Source organism: Salininema proteolyticum (assembly GCF_042685645.1).
Taxonomy (GTDB): domain Bacteria; phylum Actinomycetota; class Actinomycetes; order Mycobacteriales; family Micromonosporaceae; genus Salininema; species Salininema proteolyticum.
On record NZ_JBHUNX010000001.1, the window covers coordinates 258,366 to 277,943 of the forward strand.

General features: G+C 63.8%; 16 protein-coding genes. 11 read left to right on the forward strand and 5 right to left on the reverse strand.

The window, feature by feature from the left end; all coding sequences use genetic code 11:
• Window positions 1-21: 21 nt before the first annotated feature.
• From ACFTE1_RS01175 to ACFTE1_RS01185, 3 genes are all read left to right on the forward strand, one after another.
• A complete protein-coding gene (locus tag ACFTE1_RS01175) occupies window positions 22-7,017 on the forward strand; it encodes an RHS repeat-associated core domain-containing protein (protein ID WP_380762550.1) in 6,996 nt (2,331 codons plus the stop codon).
• Between the two features lie 4 nt (window positions 7,018-7,021).
• Window positions 7,022-7,432: a hypothetical protein gene (locus tag ACFTE1_RS01180; RefSeq protein WP_380619999.1), complete on the forward strand. Its 411-nt coding sequence runs from the start codon at window positions 7,022-7,024 to the stop codon at window positions 7,430-7,432.
• Window positions 7,433-7,712: 280 nt separating this feature from the next.
• The gene (locus tag ACFTE1_RS01185; RefSeq protein ID WP_380620001.1) at window positions 7,713-8,582 is read left to right on the forward strand and encodes a transposase family protein; all 870 of its coding nucleotides are present in this window, start codon (window positions 7,713-7,715) and stop codon (window positions 8,580-8,582) included.
• 354 nt (window positions 8,583-8,936) lie between these two features.
• Here the strand turns inward: ACFTE1_RS01185 and ACFTE1_RS01190 are convergent, their stop codons facing one another.
• Window positions 8,937-9,260 carry a hypothetical protein gene (locus ACFTE1_RS01190; protein WP_380620004.1) on the reverse strand — a complete coding sequence of 108 codons (324 nt, stop codon included), beginning with the start codon at window positions 9,258-9,260 and terminating at the stop codon, window positions 8,937-8,939.
• A gap of 227 nt (window positions 9,261-9,487) precedes the next feature.
• On the opposite strand from ACFTE1_RS01190, the gene ACFTE1_RS01195 reads away from it, so the two are divergent.
• Window positions 9,488-10,354, forward strand: a complete 867-nt coding sequence (locus tag ACFTE1_RS01195) for a transposase family protein (protein WP_380762553.1) — start codon at window positions 9,488-9,490, stop codon at window positions 10,352-10,354.
• Here ACFTE1_RS01195 and ACFTE1_RS01200 read toward each other — a convergent pair.
• The 4 genes from ACFTE1_RS01200 to ACFTE1_RS01215 form a co-directional block, all read right to left on the reverse strand.
• Window positions 10,351-10,917, reverse strand: a complete 567-nt coding sequence (locus ACFTE1_RS01200; RefSeq protein WP_380620008.1) for a transposase — start codon at window positions 10,915-10,917, stop codon at window positions 10,351-10,353. The genes ACFTE1_RS01195 and ACFTE1_RS01200 overlap by 4 nt on opposite strands.
• Before the next feature lie 165 nt (window positions 10,918-11,082).
• On the reverse strand, window positions 11,083-11,298 hold the full coding sequence (locus ACFTE1_RS01205) for a transposase domain-containing protein (protein ID WP_380620011.1): 216 nt from the start codon (window positions 11,296-11,298) through the stop codon (window positions 11,083-11,085).
• 183 nt (window positions 11,299-11,481) lie between these two features.
• A complete protein-coding gene (locus ACFTE1_RS01210) occupies window positions 11,482-11,832 on the reverse strand; it encodes a hypothetical protein (RefSeq protein WP_380620013.1) in 351 nt (116 codons plus the stop codon).
• 98 nt (window positions 11,833-11,930) lie between these two features.
• The gene (locus tag ACFTE1_RS01215; RefSeq protein ID WP_380620015.1) at window positions 11,931-12,803 is read right to left on the reverse strand and encodes an ion channel; all 873 of its coding nucleotides are present in this window, start codon (window positions 12,801-12,803) and stop codon (window positions 11,931-11,933) included.
• A gap of 411 nt (window positions 12,804-13,214) precedes the next feature.
• Here ACFTE1_RS01215 and ACFTE1_RS01220 point away from each other — a divergent pair, with 411 nt between their 5' ends.
• From ACFTE1_RS01220 to nuoF, 7 genes are all read left to right on the forward strand, one after another.
• Complete coding sequence (locus tag ACFTE1_RS01220; RefSeq protein ID WP_380620018.1) at window positions 13,215-14,516, forward strand: geranylgeranyl reductase family protein; 1,302 nt, start codon at window positions 13,215-13,217, stop codon at window positions 14,514-14,516.
• A complete protein-coding gene (locus tag ACFTE1_RS01225; RefSeq protein ID WP_380620021.1) occupies window positions 14,516-14,881 on the forward strand; it encodes an NADH-quinone oxidoreductase subunit A in 366 nt (121 codons plus the stop codon). The genes ACFTE1_RS01220 and ACFTE1_RS01225 overlap by 1 nt, the downstream gene beginning before the upstream one ends.
• A gap of 2 nt (window positions 14,882-14,883) precedes the next feature.
• Window positions 14,884-15,519: a NuoB/complex I 20 kDa subunit family protein gene (locus tag ACFTE1_RS01230; RefSeq protein ID WP_380620024.1), complete on the forward strand. Its 636-nt coding sequence runs from the start codon at window positions 14,884-14,886 to the stop codon at window positions 15,517-15,519.
• On the forward strand, window positions 15,450-16,151 hold the full coding sequence (locus tag ACFTE1_RS01235) for an NADH-quinone oxidoreductase subunit C (RefSeq protein ID WP_380620027.1): 702 nt from the start codon (window positions 15,450-15,452) through the stop codon (window positions 16,149-16,151). Before ACFTE1_RS01230 ends, ACFTE1_RS01235 begins: the two co-directional genes overlap by 70 nt.
• Before the next feature lie 64 nt (window positions 16,152-16,215).
• Window positions 16,216-17,526: an NADH-quinone oxidoreductase subunit D gene (locus tag ACFTE1_RS01240; protein ID WP_380620029.1), complete on the forward strand. Its 1,311-nt coding sequence runs from the start codon at window positions 16,216-16,218 to the stop codon at window positions 17,524-17,526.
• Complete coding sequence (gene nuoE, locus ACFTE1_RS01245; protein ID WP_380620031.1) at window positions 17,526-18,251, forward strand: NADH-quinone oxidoreductase subunit NuoE; 726 nt, start codon at window positions 17,526-17,528, stop codon at window positions 18,249-18,251. Before ACFTE1_RS01240 ends, nuoE begins: the two co-directional genes overlap by 1 nt.
• 7 nt (window positions 18,252-18,258) lie before the next feature.
• The gene (gene nuoF / locus ACFTE1_RS01250; protein ID WP_380620501.1) at window positions 18,259-19,578 is read left to right on the forward strand and encodes an NADH-quinone oxidoreductase subunit NuoF; all 1,320 of its coding nucleotides are present in this window, start codon (window positions 18,259-18,261) and stop codon (window positions 19,576-19,578) included.

A 19,578-nucleotide genomic window follows, 5' to 3' on the forward strand; every position in this document is an offset into this window, starting at 1 on the left:
TACAAGACAGAACTCTCTGCTTTGGACTCGCCGTGGTCCGCGTCGCGAAGGGACCTGTCGCGCCGGGCGCTCGTGTTCGCCGCCGTCATGGCCCTTTTCGTGGGCCTCTTCGTGGCCGTCGCCGGATGGGAGGCGCCGTACCGGCCTGAGATCGCCGACGAAGTAGAGTCCGTTCCCGGCGAGGACTTCGAGCCCGGCGACCCCGATCTTCCCCCAGACGGCACGGCCGACCGCGGGGTCGAGGGTGAACGGGAGGTCGACTTTCCCGAATCCGACGCGGTGCGGGTGGATCTGAAGGGTTCCTCTTGGACGGATGTTCCAGGCTTGGATGCCTCGGTCCGTGCCGTGGCCTCCGGCAGCGAGAACGCCGAGACGCCGCGCAGCGTCCGGATCTCCTTGAAGTCCGCCTCGGCCGCCGAGGGTCTGGACTGGGAGGTTGAGCGGACGGACGGTTCGGTCGAACCGGGCTCGGTCGAGATGCGGTTCGATTACGGCTCTTACCGCGATGCGGCCGGCGCCGACTGGGACGACCGCCTCAAGGTCTACGACCGTTCCAGCGGAACTCCGATCGCGTCCGAGAACAACGGTGTCGAGGGAACCGTCACGGCGCGCATCGATCTGAAACCCGTAAAGAAAGCCGCATACCAGACCAACGACGGTTCGAGCGGCTCGGTCAGCACGGCTTCGGTCACGGTGGCCGCCTCGGCCTCCGGCGCCAACGGCAGCTTCGCCGCCACGACGCTCTCTCCGTCGGCCACGTGGAGCGCGGGCAATCCGACCGGTGACTTCTCCTGGTCCTACCCTCTGGACGTGCCCTCCTCTCCGGGCAGCCTGGACCCGTCCATAGGGTTCTCCTACTCTTCGTCCTCGGTCGACGGCCGCAACGAGTCGACCAACAACCAGCCGTCCGTCATCGGCGAGGGCTTCAACTTCGAGTCCGGGTTCATCGAGCGCAAATACTCGGCGTGCCAGACGGACGACGAGGACGGGGCGAACAACCCCGACCCCGTCGGTGGCGACCAGTGTTGGCGCACGGACAACGCGACCTTGTCGCTCAACGGGTCCGGAGGCGAGCTGATCCTCGACGACGACACCGGTGAGTGGAGGATAAAGAACGACGACTCTTCCAAGGTCGAAAAGCTCACGGGCGCGACCAACGGGGACGACAACGGCGAATACTGGCGGGTCACCACGTCGGCCGGCATCCAGTATTACTTTGGGCTCAACCGCCTGCCGGGCTACGCCTCCGGCAAGAGCGAGACGGAATCCACCGCCACCGTTCCGGTCTTCGGCAACCACACCGGGGAGCCCTGCCACTCGTCTTCGTTCGGGGACTCCTGGTGCCAGCAGGCCTGGCGCTGGCAGTTGGACTGGGTCGTCGATCCCCACGGCAACGCCATGGCCTACTTCTATGAGGGCGAGGGCAACCACTACCTCCTCAACCTGGACGACAACGAGCCCGTCGCCTACGATCGCGCCGTCAACCTCAAGCGCATCGACTACGGACTCCGCAAGGGCGACGCCTACTCCGGTGCCACCAACCGCGTCGAGTTCACCCTCACCGACCGCTGTGCCCCGGGGAGCGTGTGCGACTACGACCACCCCGAGAACTGGCCCGACACACCGCTCGACCAAGCCTGCGACGGAACCGCTTCGGACTGCGCGGAGATCTACACTCCGGCCTTCTTCACCGATAAGCGGTTGAGCAAGGTGACCACCAAGGCCAACGTAAACGGAACGTGGAAGGGCGTGGACGAGTACGAGCTGCGCCAGTCCTTCCCTGACCCGGGCGATTCGACCAGAGCCGGTCTCTGGTTGGCCGGAATCCAGCGGACCGGGCTCGCAGGAGACAATCCTATTTCCATGCCGGAGACCGTCTTCCACGGCCTGCAGCTGTCCAACCGCGTCCAGAAGTCGTTGGACACCAAGGCGCCCATGAACTGGTGGCGCGTCAAGTCGATCAAGAACGGGACCGGCGGCACCACCACCGTCAACTACTCCGGCGAGCAGTGCAACGCCAAGGACGGCGTCATGCCGTCGAGCCCTGAGGGCAACGACATGCGCTGCATGCCCATCATCACGACGACCGCCGAGGACAACGGCGGCACGCCCGAGCACGACTGGTACCACAAGTACGTGGTCACCGATGTCGCGGACATCGACACTACGGGCGGCGCTCCGGCCGTGACCACCAGGTACGAGTACGTCGGGAAGCCCGCTTGGCGTTTCACCGACGACGACGGGCTCACCGATCCCGCCTACAAGACCTGGTCGCAGTACCGCGGTTACTCGGCAGTCCGGACCGTTATCGGCGACGGCGACGACATGAAGATGACCACCGAGACCACGTACTTCCGCGGTCTCGACGGACAGAAGCTGCCCGACGGCTCTACCACGTCGGTCAAGGTCGACGGAATCACCGACCACGACGAGTTCGCCGGCCGGCCCCGCGTCAAGAAGACGATCCTCGACGGCCGAGTCATTTCCAAGCAGACCACGACTCCTTGGCGGTCCAGTCCCACGGCCACCCGTGCGCGTGACTGGGGGACGGTCCATGCGAGGCACACTGGCACCGCCTCGGTCGAGGCCAGTTCGCTCCAGTCGGACGGGACCTGGCGCTCGTCGGTCTCCACGACCACCTATGACTCGTGGGGGATGGCCGTCGCCACCGAGTCCTCCGGCGATTCCGCCGTATCCGGCGACGAAGAATGCGTCAAGATCACCTACGCACGCAACACGTCCAAGTGGATCGTCAACGCGCCGGTCCGTACCGAGGCCCTTTCGACCTCCTGCGATGCCGCACCTTCTTATCCGGAGGACCTCCTCTCCGATGAACGCGTCTACTACGACGGCGCCACGTCGCACACCACTGCTCCGACCACCGGTGACATCACCAAGACCGAGACTCTCAAGGACTATGTGGACGGCAAGCCCGTCTACCTCGTCACCGGTTCCGTCACCGTTGACGAGTACGGACGTGGCCTGACCTCTACCGACGTCGACGGCAATGTCACCGAGACCTCGTACACGCCGGCCGCCGGCGGCCCGCTGACAAAGGTGACGTCGACGAATCCGCTCGGCCACGTCACGAGTCAGACCCTCGATCCACTGCGCGGTAAGCCGCTCTCGTCCACCGATGCGAACGGCAACGTCACCGAGATGCAGTACGACGCGCTCGGACGGATCACTGCAGGGTGGACCCCGGACCGGACCCGAGCCGACGGGTTCGACCCGGCCGCGAAATTCGAGTACATCCTGTCCGACACCGAGCCGAACGCAACGATCGCGCACGGAATCAACGCGAACGGCACGTACACGTCGACTGTGGAGCTGTTCGACGGGCTTCTCCGCTCTCGCCAGACGCAACTTCCCGCGCCAGGCGGCGGCCGTATCCTTTCGGACACCTTCTACAACACGCTCGGCCAGGTTCATAGAGAGTACAGCGCCTACTACAACGAGGCCGAGCCGTCCCAAACGTTCTTCGCCTCGTCCGACAGCGACATTCCCGGAATGACCGTGTACGAGTACGACTCTGCCGGCCGCGTGACCGCTGATGTCTTCTATTCCTTCGGGAACGAGCAGTACCGGACCACTAGTGATTACAACGGCGAGAAGGTCACGGTAACCGACCCTGACGGGCGTGCCGCGACCTCGATCGTCGACGTTCGCGGCAACACCACCGAAGTCCGAAATCTGCACACGTCCGATCCCGATGGCGCTCACGACTCGATCACCTACGAGTACGACCATGCCGACCGCCTCAAGGCGATGACCGATGCGGCGGGGAACACCTGGTCCTACGAGTACGACCTCATGGGCCGCCAGATCGCTTCGGTCGACCCGGACACGGGGCGGACGGAGTCGACCTACTACGACAACGGACTCGTGGAATCGGTGACCGACTCCCGCGGCAAGAGCATGTGGTACGAGTACGACGAGCTCGGGCGTCCGATCTACGTCATGAAGGACGACTTCTGGGGCGACCTCGTTCAGGCATACGAGTACGACATATTCGGAAAGGGCCTGCCCGCGACCACGTCGTCATGGGATGAGGACGGGAACCAGTATAAGACCCGAGTCCTCGCCTATGACGCCGCGAGCCGGCCGGTCGGCATGCGGTACACGATGCCCACTTCGATGGGCACCGGCTTGGACCGATCGTTCGACTTCCGTTACACGTACAACCCCGACGGTTCGGTCGAAGAGATCACCTACCCGCAGGTCGGCGGGCTAGGAAAGGAGCAGGTCGTCACCACGTACGACGACTTGGGCCTGGCCCAGAGCACCTACTCGTCGAAACAGTGGTACGTCTCCGAGTCCCTGTACACCAGGTTCGCGGAGATCGCTCAGATCACGATGGACCCCGACGGGCCGAACGTGGCCGATTCTCCGTCGGCGTGGCAAGCCTTCACATACGAGAAGGGCACCCGCCGGATGACCGGCTCGAGATTCGAGGTCTCCACCGGTCCGAACCACCAGGTCATCAACAACACCTATGAGTACTCTGACGCCGGCCTGATCACGTCGATCGACAACCAGTCGGACCTCGGGGTGGACACCCAGTGTTTCGCCTATGACCACCTGAAGCGGATCACCGACGCCTGGACCGGGGCGGATCCGGAGGCGTGTGGGTCTGAGCCGACCAGCGCCGATAAGGTCGGAGGTTCTGCTCCCTACTGGAAGTCCTGGGAGTTCGACCTGGCGGGCAACCGCACCAAGCAGGTCGACCACCTCGCCGATGAGACGATCGATTACACCTACAGCCCGGACCAGCCGCACACCGTCACCGAGGCGACGATCACGAAGCCCGAGTCGACCAAGACTCTGGGTTACGCCTACGACAAGGCCGGGAACACGATCACCCGTGCCGACGAGAACGGTGTTCCGCAGACCCTTACCTGGTCTCCCGACGGGAAATTGGAGACGCTGGAACAGGCCGGTGACGTCACCGACTATGACTACACGGCCGACGGCAACCGCATTTCCAGGACCGACCCAAATGGGAAGACCACCGTCTTCCTGCCGGGGATGGAGGTGGTGAAGGAAGCCGACGGCTCTATCACCGCGTCGCGGTACTACTCGCACGGCGGGCAGCAGGTCGCACTGCGCACCAACGAAAACAGGGTTCACTGGCTCGGCGGTGACCACCAGGGTACGACCACTGCCACCGTCGATTCCGAAACGATGGAAGCCAACGTCCGCCATCTCGACATCTACGGGAATGAGCGTGGCGCTCCGGTCCAGTCGTGGGTCAACGACCACGGCTTCCTCGGAGGCACCCAGGATCCGTCCGGGCTGACCCATCTAGGGGCGAGAGAATACGATCCAACGCTGGGCAGGTTCATATCGGCCGACCCGATCATCGATCCCCTCTCCTCACAGCAAATGGGCGGGTACGCCTACTCGAACCACTCGCCTGTATCGTTCGCGGACCCCTCGGGATTGACTCCCGGGAAGATCAACGGGCAATCCTGCATCGACGGCGACTGCTCGTACCACAACAGTGATGGTTCCCTCCGGACCGACTGCGGCGACTACCAGCATGAAGCCAGGTGCGGTCAAGGTACAGGGGAAGCCACCCCGAGCAACGAAGACAAGGCTACCGACCTGGCCAAGCAGGACATGAGCCAGGAGGAGAAAGAAGAGGTTCAAAAAGCCCAGGATATCCTCAACACGTCGATAGTGGATGTGGTCATAGATGTGGCCGGAGAGGTGCTGAAGGACCTCATCGGCATCAATGACATCATGTCCTGCGTCGGTGCCGGCGATATGATGTCCTGTGCGTCCTTGCTGCTGGATCTCATCCCGTGGACCAAGATGCTGAAGGTCGGCGCCAAACTGATGAAGGCAGCCAAACGGATCTACAAGGCGGTCACGGGTTTCAAGGAGAAGCTCGCCTGGGCTCGCAGCACATTGAAGAGCTACAACGACTCTGCCAAGGCAGCGGCCGGCAAGTTCTTGAACAAACTTAAGAAGAAAGACAAGAAGGCAGCTGAAGCGGACGCGCCTTCCTGCCGCATCGGCAATTCGTTCAAGCCAGACGCAGAAGTCGTCATGGCGGACGGGAGTACCAAACCCATCGACGAAGTCGAACCTGGTGAGAAGGTTCTCGCCACTGATGACAGTACCGGCGAGACCGAAGCCCGTGAAGTAGTAATGACTCGTGAGGGCACTGGAGAACGCATTCTCATCACCTTCGGCATCGACACTGATGGCGATGGAGAGTCAGATGAGACGATCACTGCTACTGATGAGCACCCCATATGGACTGCGGACCCGGCTGAAATTCCAGTCGAAGAGCAGTTCGGTGCCAATTTGGGCAAGAGAAGCGATAATGAAGTTGATTTCGGCGAGAAACTGAGCGTCACTGACGGATCCGGCTCCGGGGGCGGCGGACCGCCGTCTGGCGACGATCAGAACGCAGGTCCAGTCAGCTCCGCCGCGGGCACATTGACCGGTGAGTGGACTGACGCGATCAACCTGCAGGTAGGTCAGTTTCTACGTACAAGCTCTGGAACCTGGATCCAGATCGCCTCTGTGGAGAGGCATGCGGAAGACACGACGGTCTATAACCTCACGATCGCCGATCTTCATACGTACCATGTCAAAGCTGACGAAACTGACTTTCTCACTCACAATGAGGGGTCGTGTACGCTCTATAGAGCGGACAATAGGGGCCCTGAGGAAATCTTCGAGAATGGTTTCGAGTCAAGGGGTAACAATATGGACCTGGAAGAACATGTCGCCGGTATGCGTAAGTCAGACGGAGGTCGGCTTGAAGATTCTGGCTATATTGGTACATCTATAGATGAGGCTCACGCAATTGAACGGAATCCCCAATATGTATATGAAATCAAGGGCGTGAAAGGTATCGATGTAGATAGAGAGCTGCCCGGTTTTCCCTTCGGGGGAGAGCAGGAGATCGCCGTTCCACGATCAATTTCTCCAGGCTGTATTGTTTCATGTAGATTGCCAGACGGAACTAGAGTTATGAATCCAAACTACACAGGAGGCTGATGGAGTGGAGATCAAAGAGCTTCGAGCGTACGTGAAAAGCGGTGAAGCCTATGTTGATGTTACGGTAGGAGTCCTTCATCTTCCACCGACTCTCCAAGTCGCCGTGCCTGGCTTGGATTTTGAATCAGATTACAGTGAGTCAACTCTGTGGGATAGCCTTATTTCACTTCGGAAAGATCTGGAGGATTTCGGGTACATTCTATGTTGTCAAGGTTCTCGAAGGGAAGTGCAGCCTTCTGGGATGCAATTGGATATGGGTGCTACTCGTGATGCATATGTGTTCAAAGAGGGAGCTTTGGAGCTTGCTCAGAAGAATAAGGTGGATATTCTAGATCCGGTTCCCCGGGAGCAGGCGGCAACTGTTGCCGAGCAACGTGAAACTATCCGGGAGAGATGGAATACTGGCCATTCTTGAGAAGCTGCCTTTGAATCCTGAGCCCCTGCAGCCCATAGAAAAATAGCCTCTGGAATCAGTTTTCTTAGCTACAAGAAGGACGGCCACCGGAGGTTGTTTTGCATCGTGCCTGCGACCCATAGCTTCACAAAGGCCATATCTCCGTCTACCCTTCCGACTGCACTGAGTCTTTTCCAGCAAGCAGTCCTGTGCGGACGGTGACCTTAACCCGTTGGGAAACAAGAGAACGTCCTGGTAGAAGATGTAGTTACTACAACAACAACTTCTCCCAGAAGGTTCTATGGATTCCAGTGTCACATACGCCGCCGTCCTACCCATCGACCGGGCTGTCGTCGGGTGGTTCTCCCGCAAACTCGCATGTCACCGCCGGAACCTCAAGACCAAGGCCAACACACGGCAGTTGACAGCATGGGCGCAGGCAGTGCTCGTCCTGCGCTGGCTGCTGGACGGCACGAGAATCAGGCAACTGCAGGGCGACAACAACCTGGGCTGTACGACGACCTACGCCTACCTCTGGGAGGAACTGAAAGTCCTGGCAGTCCAGGCCCCCACCATGGCCGATGCCATCGACGCCGCCCGTGCAGCCGGCGACAGCTACATCGGCCTGGACGGCACGCTCATCCTCATGGCCAAGACCCACCTGAGAGGACCGACCGATGGCGTTGACCTCTGGTTGTCGGGAAAGCATCACCGCCACGGAGCGAACATCCAGGTCATGTCGGCTCCGGACGGGTATCCGCTATGGGTGTTCGAGACCCGCCCCGGCCGTGAACACGACTCCACTGCCGTGATCAAGCATGGCAAGGAAGAAGACCTGGCCCTGCTCAGCGTCGGTATCGAGGACCGGTTGCGTCTGCTTGCCCTCGTCGATCTGGGATACGAGAAATTCAAGGACTTTCTCTCCGTTCACATGCCCCACAAGAAGAAACCGAAGAAGGAACTGAACCTGGCTCAGAAGCAGTACAACAAGGCCATCGGTGCAGCCCGAGCGTTGGCCGAGAAGGCCAACGCGGACTTGAATGTCAGGTCCAAGGCATTGGCCCTGGTCAGCCTCAATCCATGGCGCATCGGAACCATCGTAAAGGCATGCCTGGCCGTATTCCGGATCGACCGCCCACGCGGCTCCAGACTCACACCAAGTCACGGATAGGTTGCGGGAAAAGGCTCACTGACGCTGAATGGGCTCTGAACGCCATGTTCCTTCCGGTTCCGGCGGCCTCGGCCGGCCGAGGCCGGCATGAGCACCGCTGCCCTGGGCGATCGTCGATGCAATCCGCTACATTGCGGACTCCGGCCCGAAATGGCGCATCCTCACAGTTGACGGTTCTCCGTTCAAGACGGTGTTCTGGTTCTATTCCCCCTGGGTCTCGCCCGGTGCGTGGAGGCTGTTTAAACACCGCTATTCGTGAAAAGCTCCGTTACGCGACCAGATGGAAGAGTGAATTCCCAGCTACGTCCATCGATTCCTAGTCAACCAAGGCCGACATGATCGTCCCCGCAACCATCAGGGGCCAGGGTCCATGCCGTTGCCGTAGCGAGTGTCGATGAGGGCGATTTCCAGGGTGGCCTGGTAGGTCTTGCGTTGGACCTGGCCTTTGGCTCTGTGCTTGGAGATCGTCCTTTTCACGACTCGTGGCGCGGTTTGCAGCCGTCGTTTCGGCAACGGGCTGGCAAGCAGTGCCGCCCCGATACGGCCCTTGAGATCGATGGTCTTCTCGTCGAGGATGTTCTCTGCCCGGATAAGATGGTCACGAGCGGTTTCCACAGCGATTTTGAAACTGGCCTGCAGCGAAGTGATCTCACCGCCGGTCACGGCGTCATCGATCACACACCGGATGACCTGGTACAACGTCAACACGGCCCAGACTTCCTGCTCGACGCCAAGCCGATCGCGGGAGCGAAGGACGCGCCCATCGCCCAGAGTCGACTTCAGATCACTGAGCTCTTCCGCGCAAGGACGTCAACACAGCCGGTAATGAACCCCTGGTAAGAAAATAGGAAACCCCTTCGTGGACAATGTTTCTGGCTAATCAACAACACCACGAAGAGGTTCCCGTGTCCTCCAGTGTCGCATACCGCGCTGTCCTACCTGTCCCTCGTACTGCCGTCACGTGGTTCTCCTTCCAACTGCGCGCCCACCGCCACCGCATCGGCACCCGAACCGGCACGCGTGCGCTGACCTGTTTTCAGCAGGCCGTCTTCGTGCTGCGATGGCTGGTCGACGGTACTCGGCTCACACAGCTGGCTCGTGACAACGACATCAAGAAGACCTGCGCCTATGACCGCCTGTGGGAAGGGCTCGACGTTCTCGCCGACCAGTCTCCGGACCTGTCCAAGGCGATCGCGGCGGCCCGAGCGGCCGGCGATGAGCACCTGATCCTCGACGGCACCCTTATCCCGACCCGCTCCTACAAGAAGGAGGGACCGACCAAGGGCGTTGACCTCTACTGGTCGGGAAAACATCATCGTCACGGGGTGAACGAGCAGGTCCTCTCCGCTCCCGATGGCCACCCGCTGTGGGTCTCCGACGCGTTGCCCGGGCGCGTCTTCGACTCCACCGCCGCCACCCACCATGGCCTGGACGAAGCGCTGCGGCAGGTCAACACCGGCGTCGCTGACGAGCAGCGACTGCATATCCTGGTCGACCTCGGGTATCTCAAGTTCGAGAGCATCGACAGCGTCGTCGCGCCGTTCAAGAAGCCGAAGAACGCCGACCTGGCCATCGAACGCCGTGTGTTCAATCGAGTTCATGGCGCCGCTCGTGCGCTGGAAGAGAAGGCCAACGCCGACTTGAAGGTCATGTTCAAGTGCCTGGACAAAGTCGGCCTTGATCCCGAACAGATCGGCACGGTCATGAAGGCCTGCCTCGTCGCCTTCCACCGGATCAGGCCCCGAAGGAAGATCACAGAGCGCACCGGTTAGCTTGCACGGAAAGGCTCACTGTAGGCAGTCTCGATTTCCCACCGGTGAAGGTACTGCTCGATCAGGTCCAGCGCCGGGAACCGGTCGGGATCGACCAACGTGGTGGCCAGCCGGTAGACACCCGTCCGCTTCCCGCCGGCAGTGGCGATGGTGATCTCCGCTTCGATCAGCCGGAGCGTCAGACCGCCGAGAAGGACCAATCGCGACCCATCGTGCAAGCGTTCCACGGTTCCCGGTTTCCAGTGGGCAGGGACGCGGGCGAGGAAGTCCGCCCCGGTCGCATGCAAGTCGCTGAACCATTGCCCGGCGGCGAATCCCCGATCCAGCAGAACCAGCATCCCCGCGTCGAGATGACCGAACAACACCAGAGCCAGGTCTCTCTCGGTGGTGCGGATGGTGCCGAACGCCGCCCCGAGCAGCGACCGTGTACCGCAGGCGACCAGGGCGACCAACCGCAGATGAGGGTAGCCCGCCTGTTTGTCGCCATGTCCGTGAGTTCCGCACGCGCTGCGGTTGGCCGTGGAGTCGGCGATGTCCAGTTCGGTTCCGTCGAAGGCGCACAAGAGCAGGCCCCTCCACCGGAAAGCGGCCGCCGTCGGGCCAGCGATCATCTCGAACAGGCGCCGCAGCGGAAGCGGTCCGAGACGTTTGCGCGCCCGATACAGCGACGACCCCGACGGACACGACCGTCGACCCAGGCCCGAGGTGAGCCTGTCCCACACCAGGCTTCAGCCCAACGCGGGGAACAGCCCGCCTGCCACCACCAGGTAGACCACCACTTGCGCGGGCAGCAACCGGACGCGCTTTTCCTGTTTACCGCACCCGGACAAGACAGCGTCGACCATTTCGAACGGGAGGATGCGGGTGAGCTTGCCGATATGACCGGGAGCGAAGACCCCTCCATCCGCACGGACGACACACGTTATGAGAGTATGGGAAGACAAGGAGCTCTTTTTGACGGATGTGTGGTAACAACCGTTCTACCAGGAGCTCCTTCTCTTATCCCTAAGCGCCCCAACAAGACTTGAAAAATAGCCAACCCGCTAAGGCAACGGCATTGGAGCTAGGGGAATGTTGCGCACGGTTCTGTGAGGGGGCACCGGGGAAGTTCCGGCGGCCTAAAGTCCTCAAGACACGTACTTGAGGCAGGCGTCGGCGACCCATCCGTAGTTGCCGTTCCAGCCTACCTGCTCCCAACTGGTGGAAGTCTTCCCGCAAGCGGTGTACCGATCGCCGGGGAAGGTGTCGCACGCGGCCGATACTATCGTGCCGTTGGGGATCCACCCGAGGATCGTGGCGTCGAGCCTCCGGTCGGCCCGATGGTTGACCCCGTCGGAGGAGATGACCTTCTTGTCGCAGAACTGGGCCGAGACGTCGTCGCCTGAGGTTGGATCTGCTTGTGCGGCGGAGGGGAGGGCGACCCCGAGGACGGCGATCGCCCCGGCGGCGAGGATGCCCAGCAGTTTCTTCTTGAACACGTTGTCTCCAATGCATTGAAGGGTATAAGTGTGCATACGCATGATACGGATATCGTGCGAGTCTGACAACGTTCAGTGGTGATCTGGCGGGATTTCGCCTAGTTCTGACGGGGCGCGGCCCGGGACTCCAGATCGTCGGCGGTGGAGTCCGGGGATCGCTGCGATTCGGACAGGGCTGCGGTGAGGTCGGCGATCTGGGCCCGGAGCTCGGCGACCTCGTCGGTCAGCTCCCGGGTGGCCTGCTTCTGCGACTCCAGGCTGCGGCGGACGACGCCGAACTCGGACTCGATCTCTTCTTCGGTCTCGGATCCGTGTCGGGCGAACTTCTCGGTGATCCAGGAGGCGAGGGTGGCGGCGACGAAGCCGAAGAGGCCGATGCCGATGATCATCAGGGCGATGGCGATGATCCGGGCCATGGGCGTGACGGGGGAGTAGTCGCCGTATCCGACGGTGGTGATGGTGACGAAGGCCCACCAGATGGAGTCGGCGAAGGTGTTGATGTTGCTGGGGGCGTCCCGCTCGACGTCGAGGACGGCGAGCGCGGAGAGGAAGACCAGCATCGCGGTAGAGCCGAGCACGAGGACGGACAGGCGGGTCCGCACGAGGAGCCTGGTGTGGCGGGTGAGGGTGTCGATGATGACGATGGTCGCCCGGAGCAGGCGCAGGGGCCGCGCGGGCGGGAGGAGCACGGCGAAGAACTCGAGGGGGGTCGCGCGGATGAAGTCCGCCCGCAACCCTTTGCCGACGATGGTCAGGCGCCAGGCGTACTCGAGGGCGAAGAGCCCCCAGATGGCGTAGTCGATGATCAGGAGGCTGGTCCTGACCCCGTCGGGCAGCCCGGGGAAGAGGACGCGCGTCGAGTAGGCGATGAGGAACGCGATGGCCAGGAACATGAGGAGCGGAGAGGTCTTCCGCTCCCAGGTGAGCAGTCTGTCGGGCCATTCAGTCTGTTGGCGGGCGTCGGGAGGCATGGCTCCGAGTTTATCGAGTTCGCCAAGGCGCTGGTAGGCGCTGACGGGGTGTCGCGGCTCGCGATGGTCCGGATACGGACGGGTGCGGGAGCGGGCGGATTTCGAGGGGTCGAACAGGTGTCGGATCGGTCATGGAGTTGAAAAATCGCGATATCTAAGGTTTGTTCGCGGATGGCCGTGCCGGAAATGGGGCCGACGTGGGGGCCGAAAGTGGCGTACTGGCAGGTAACCGATGCTTGACCAGCATCCATTGATACTTAGGTGGACCTAAGTTGCGGGCGTGTATTTCGGGGGTTTACCCTTCGGTTAGGGCTTGTGAATATCTTCACAAGCGAAGTGGGAGTAGGAAAAGTCTCACTTGGACCGGTTGAAGGCCCTGGATACGGGCCTGGCCGATGGAGAGGATCAACGGTGACCACTCACAGCGCCCCGGACGCGGATGTAGTCATCGTCGGAGCGGGACCAGGCGGCGCGGCAGCCGCCTACCACCTCGCCCGGCGGGGGCTCGACGTACTGCTATTGGAGAAGACCCGGTTCCCCAGGGAGAAAGTCTGCGGCGACGGGCTCACGCCCCGGTCCGTGGCCGCCCTGCTGCGGATGGGCATAGACACCTCGGAGGCCAACGGCTGGATCAGGAACCGGGGACTGCGCGTCGTCACCCGGGACGTCCGCCTGGAACTGGACTGGCCCGAACTGGACGACTTCCCGAACTACGGCCTCACGCGCACGCGCGAGGACTTCGACCAGATGCTCGCCGAGAAGGCCGTCGAGGCCGGAGCGAGGCTGGAGTGCGGCGTCAACGTCGCCGGCCCGCTCTTCGACCTGGCCGGCAGGGTCTGCGGAGTCCAGGCCCGCCGGGAGGACCCCGACGCCCCGCGAGGCAGGAAGGACCTCGGCGACCCCGTCGAGTTCCGCGCCCCGGTGGTGATCGCGGCCGACGGCGTCTCCAGCCGCTTCGCGCTCTCCCTGGGCCTCAAGCGCAACGAGAAGCGCCCCATGGGCGTGGCCGTGCGCCGCTACTACAAGTCCGAGGAGCGGACCAAGGACGACTACCTGGAGTCCTGGCTGGAGCTGAGGTCGGCGAGCGCCCCCGACGTGCTGCAGCCGGGCTACGGCTGGATCTTCGGCCTCGGCGACGGGAGGGTGAACGTCGGCCTCGGCGTCCTCAACTCGTCGACCGCCTACGGCAAGACCAACTACCGCAAGCTGCTGACCGACTGGCTCGAGACGACCGATCTGGACGAGTCCGCCGCGGACGGCCCGATAGGCGGCGCGGCGCTGCCGATGGGATTTAACCGACAACCCCATTACTCCCGGGGGGTGATCCTCGTTGGGGATGCAGGGGGCATGGTCAGCCCGTTCAATGGCGAGGGCATCGCCTACGCCATGGAGGCCGGGGAGATCGCGGCCCGGACCGCGGCGCGGGCGCTCCGCGAGCGGACCGTCCCGGGCAGGGAGCGGGTCCTCCGCACCTACCCGGAGGCGATAGGCCTGCGGCTGGGCTCCTACTACCGCATGGGCGGGGTGTTCGTCGACCTGATCGGCCGCCCCGAGGTCATGCGTCTGTGCACCGAGTACGGGCTGAAGTCCCCGCGCTTGATGCGCCTCGTCCTGAGGCTGCTGGCGAACCTGCACGACCGGCCGGCCAAGGGCGCGGCAGACCATCTGGTCAACACCCTGGAAGTACTGACCCCGCGTCTGAGGAGAGTCTGATGGGGACGGAAGTTTACGTGCCGTTGGTGGTCATGTTCGCCATCGGCCTGGGATTCGGCATCGTGAGCCTCATAGGCGCGCGAGTGGCCGGCCCCCGGCGGCCCAACCGGGCCAAGTCGGACCCGTACGAGTGCGGCATCGAGCCCGCGCCGGACGCCGCCCAGCCCAAGCGGTTCCCGGTGAAGTTCTACCTGACGGCCATGCTCTTCATTGTCTTCGACATCGAGATCATGTTCCTCATCCCCTGGGCCGTCCACCACGACGTCCTGGGGCTGTTCGGCTTCTGGGCGGTCACGATGTTCATTGCCTCGCTGTTCGTGGCCTATGCCTACGAATGGAAGCGCGGCGGATTGGAATGGGATTAGACATGGGTGTCGAGGAGAAGCTGCCCAGCGGGATCATCCTGGCGAGCGTCGAGGGCCTCGTCAACTGGACGAGGAAGGCCTCGCTGTGGCCGGCGACGTTCGGACTGGCCTGCTGCGCGATCGAGATGATGGCGACGGGCGCGGCCCGCTACGACACCGGCCGCTTCGGCATGGAGGTCTTCCGGGCCTCCCCGAGGCAGGCGGACCTGATGATCGTGGCCGGCCGCGTGAGCCAGAAGATGGCGCCGGTCGTCCGCCAGATCTACGACCAGATGGCCGAGCCGAAGTGGGTGCTGTCCATGGGCGTCTGCGCCTCGTCGGGCGGCATGTTCAACAACTACGCGATCGTCCAGGGCGTCGACCACGTCGTGCCCGTCGACATGTACCTGCCCGGCTGCCCGCCGCGCCCGGAGATGCTGCTCGACGCGATCCTCAAGCTGCACGACAAGATCCAGCACGAGCCGCTGGGCGAAGAGCGCCGGCTGGAGCTGAAGGAGAAGGAGCGGACCGGTCCCGAGCCGGGGACCATCCCCTCCAGCTACCGCTTCGACAAGCAGCGCAAGAGGGAATGGATCGCCGCCCAGGAGAAGGGCGAGGAAGAGCAGCTGCGCATCAAGAAGGCGGTGGTCCGCAAATGAGCGACAAAGGACTGTTCGGAGTCACCGGAAGCGGTGACACCAGCGGATTCTCGGGGCTCGTGCGCCAGAAGGCCCACCCCGACGAGGTCGCTTCCAGCGAACGCCCCTACGGCGAGTACTTCGACGAGATCGTCGACGTGCTCGAGGAGCGGTTCGGGCCGGACGCGATCCGCGGCGTGGTCGTGGAGCACGGAGAGCTGACCGTCCACGTCCCGCCGGACATGACGGCCGAGTTCTGCAAGGTGCTCAGGGACGACGAGAACCTCAAGTTCGAACTCTGCAACTCGGTGTCCGGAGTGGACTATCCGAGCGAGGAGAGGCGCCTGCACGCGGTCTACCACCTCACGTCTCTTACTTACAGGCGCCGCGTCCGCGTCGAGACGGCCGTGAGCGCGGAGGACCCGACGATCGCCTCGGTCGCCGAGGTCTACCCGACCGCCGACTGGCAGGAGCGCGAGGCCTGGGACATGTTCGGCATCGTCTTCGACGGCCACCCCGGCCTGACGCGCATCCTCATGCCCGACGACTGGGAGGGCCACCCGCAGCGGAAGGACTACCCGCTCGGCGGCATCGACGTGGAGTACAAGGACGCGCACATCCCGCCGCCCGACCAGAGGAGGAGCTACAAGTGAGCGTTCTTCCCAGGAACGGCACGGCCGCGCCCATCCCGACCCCGGACCGGAGGAGGTCGTCAGAATGACCTACGCAGACGAGAGAGAGACCACCGAGGGCCGCGTCTACACGGTCACCGGAGGAGACTGGGACGACCTGGTCAGCGAAGTCGACCCGGTCGGCGAGGACCGCCTGGTCATCAACATGGGCCCCCAGCACCCGTCCACGCACGGCGTGCTCCGGCTCATCGTGGAGCTCGAGGGCGAGACCGTCCGCGAGATCCGGCCGGTCATCGGCTACCTGCACACCGGCATCGAGAAGAACCTGGAGTACCGGACCTGGACCCAGGGCACGACCTTCGTCACCCGAGCCGACTACCTGGCCCCGATCCACAACGAGACGGCCTACTGCCTCTCGGTGGAGAAGCTCCTCGGCATCGAGGCCCCCGAGCGGGCCACCGTGCTCCGCGTCCTCATGATGGAGCTCAACCGCGTCGCCAGCCACCTGGTCGCCCTGGCCACCATGGGCATGGAGCTGGGAGCGCTCTCCATGATGATCTACGGCTTCCGCGACCGCGAGAAGGTCCTCGACATCTTCGAGGCCGTCAGCGGCCTCAGGATGAACATGGCCTACATCCGGCCCGGCGGCGTGGCCCAGGACATCGACCAGCGCGGCATCCAGCTCATCGAGGAGTTCCTCGAGTACATGCCGAAAGCCCTGGACGACTACGACGGCCTCCTGACGGGCAACACCATCTGGAAGGAGCGCACCCAGGGCGTCGGCTACCTCGACGTCTCCGGCTGCCTCGCCATGGGCGTCACCGGGCCGGTGCTCAGGGCCGCGGGACTGCCGTGGGACCTGCGCAAGACCCAGCCCTACTGCGGCTACCAGGACTACGACTTCGAGGTCCCGATCCACACCGGCGCCGACGCCTGGGCCCGCTACATGGTGCGCATCGAGGAGATCCGCGAATCGCTCAAGATCGTCCGCCAGGCCCTGGACAAACTGGAGCCCGGACCGGTCATGGTCGCGGACAAGAAGATCGCCTGGCCCGCGCAGCTGGCCGTGGGCGCCGACGGCATGGGCAACAGCCTCAACCACATCCGCCACATCATGAGCCAGTCCATGGAGGCCCTCATCCACCACTTCAAGCTGGTGACCGAGGGATTCCGCGTCCCGGAGGGACAGGTGTACGTGAACATCGAGGCCCCGCGCGGGGAACTGGGCATGCACACGGTCTCGGACGGAGGGACCCGCCCGTTCCGCGTCCACATGAGGGATCCCTCCTTCATCAATCTGCAAGCCATCCCGGCGCTCGCCGAAGGCGGGCTGCTGGCCGACGTCATCTCCGGCGGAGCCTCGCTCGACCCGGTGATGGGAGGGTGTGACCGCTGATGACCTACGGAGACCGCAAGGCCGGAGCCTGGCCCGAGAAGATCCACGAGCAGGCCGACGAGATCCTCAAGCGCTACCCGCAGGGAAGGGAGCGCTCGGCGCTCCTGCCGCTGCTGCACCTGGTGCAGTCGGTGGACGGGTACGTCAGCGACGAGGGCATCGCCTTCTGCGCCGAGAAGCTGGACATCACCAAGGCCCAGGTGCAGGCCGTGTCGACCTTCTACACCATGTACAAGCGCAGCCCGGCCGGCGACTGGCTGGTCAGCGTCTGCACCAACACGCTGTGCCACGCCAAGGGCGGCCAGAGGATCTTCGACGCCCTGTCGGCCGAGCTCGAAGTGGGCCACGACGAGAGCACCCCGGACGGCAAGTTCACGCTGGAGCACGCCGAGTGCCTGGCGGCCTGCGACTACGCGCCGGTGGTGACGGTCAACTACGAGTTCTTCGACGACATGGACGAGGAGAAGTCCCTCGACCTGGTGCACCAGTTGAAGGAGGGCAACCGCCCCTTCCCGGGCCGGGGCGCCCCGCTGTGCACGCTCAAGGAGACCCAGCTGATCCTGGCGGGGTTCGACGAGGACCGCCGCCCCGCCCTGGAGGCCAACGCCCAGGGCGACGCCACTCTGGCCGGAGCGCGACTGGCGGCGGAGGCCGGCCAGACGGCGCCCTACGGCGACCCCGACGCCCCTCTCCTTCCCGAAACCGAAGAGGCCGTAAGTGAGTAAGACAGCTGTGCCCAGTCCACGACAAGCGAGCGACAACGTCCTCTCCAAGCTCAAGCCCGTCCTCACCAAGCGGTGGCTCTCGCCCTCGGCCTGGCGCCTCGACGTCTACGAGGAGCTCGACGGCTACAAGGCCCTCCGCAAGGCCCTACGCTACCGGCCGGGCGACCTGGTGGAGTTCATGAAGGAGTCCGGCCACCGCGGACGCGGCGGCGCGGGCTTCCCCGTCGGCATGAAGTGGCAGTTCGTGCCCGACGACGGCCAGGAGCACTACCTGGTCGTCAACGCCGACGAGGGCGAGCCGGGGACCTGCAAGGACCTGCCGCTGATGATGAACGACCCGCACTCGGTCATCGAGGGCGTCCTCATCGGCGCCTACGCGATCAAGGCGTCGCGGGCCTACATCTACATCCGCGGGGAGGCGGTCCACGCGGCCCGTCGGCTGCGCCACGCCATCGCCGAGGCCCGGGCCGCCGGGTACATCGGAAAGGACGTGCTCGGCAGCGGCTTCGACGTCGACGTGCACGTGCACTCCGGCGCCGGCGCCTACATCTGCGGCGAGGAGACGGCCCTGCTGGACTCGCTCGAGGGCTACCGGGGGCAGCCGCGCCTGCGCCCGCCCTTCCCCGCGACCCACGGCCTCTACCAGAAGCCCTCCGCCATCAACAACGTCGGCTCGATCGCGGCCGTGCCGCACATCGTCCTCGGCGGAGCGGAGTGGTGGAAGGGCCTCGGCAGCGAGAACGCCGCCGGGACCATGATCTACTCCCTCTCCGGCCGGGTGAAGAACCCCGGCCAGTACGAGTGCTCCCTCGGGACGACCCTGCGCGAGCTCATCGAGCTGGCCGGAGGCATGGAGGAGGGCCACGAGCTCAAGTTCTGGACGCCCGGAGGAAGCTCGACTCCCATGCTGACCGCCGAGCACCAGGACGTGCCGCTGGACTTCGACAACGTCGCCAAGGCCGGCTCGATCCTCGGCACGACCGCGGTCATGATCTTCTCCGACCAGGACTGCCCCGTCGTCTCCTGCTGGCGGTGGATCCAGTTCTACCACCACGAGTCCTGCGGAAAGTGCACCCCGTGCCGCGAGGGCAACTACTGGATGGTCCACGTCTACGAGCGGATCCTGTCGGGCCAGGGCAAGCCGGACGACCTGAAGCTGCTCGAAGACGCCTGCAAGAACCTGCTCGGCCGCTCCTTCTGCGGCCTCGGCGACGGCGCCACCAGCTGCGTCACCTCCTCGCTCAAGCACTTCCGCCAGGACTACGAGGACTACATCGAAGGGCGCAAGCAGCCCCTCTTTCACGCCGACATGATCGGAGCCCACTGA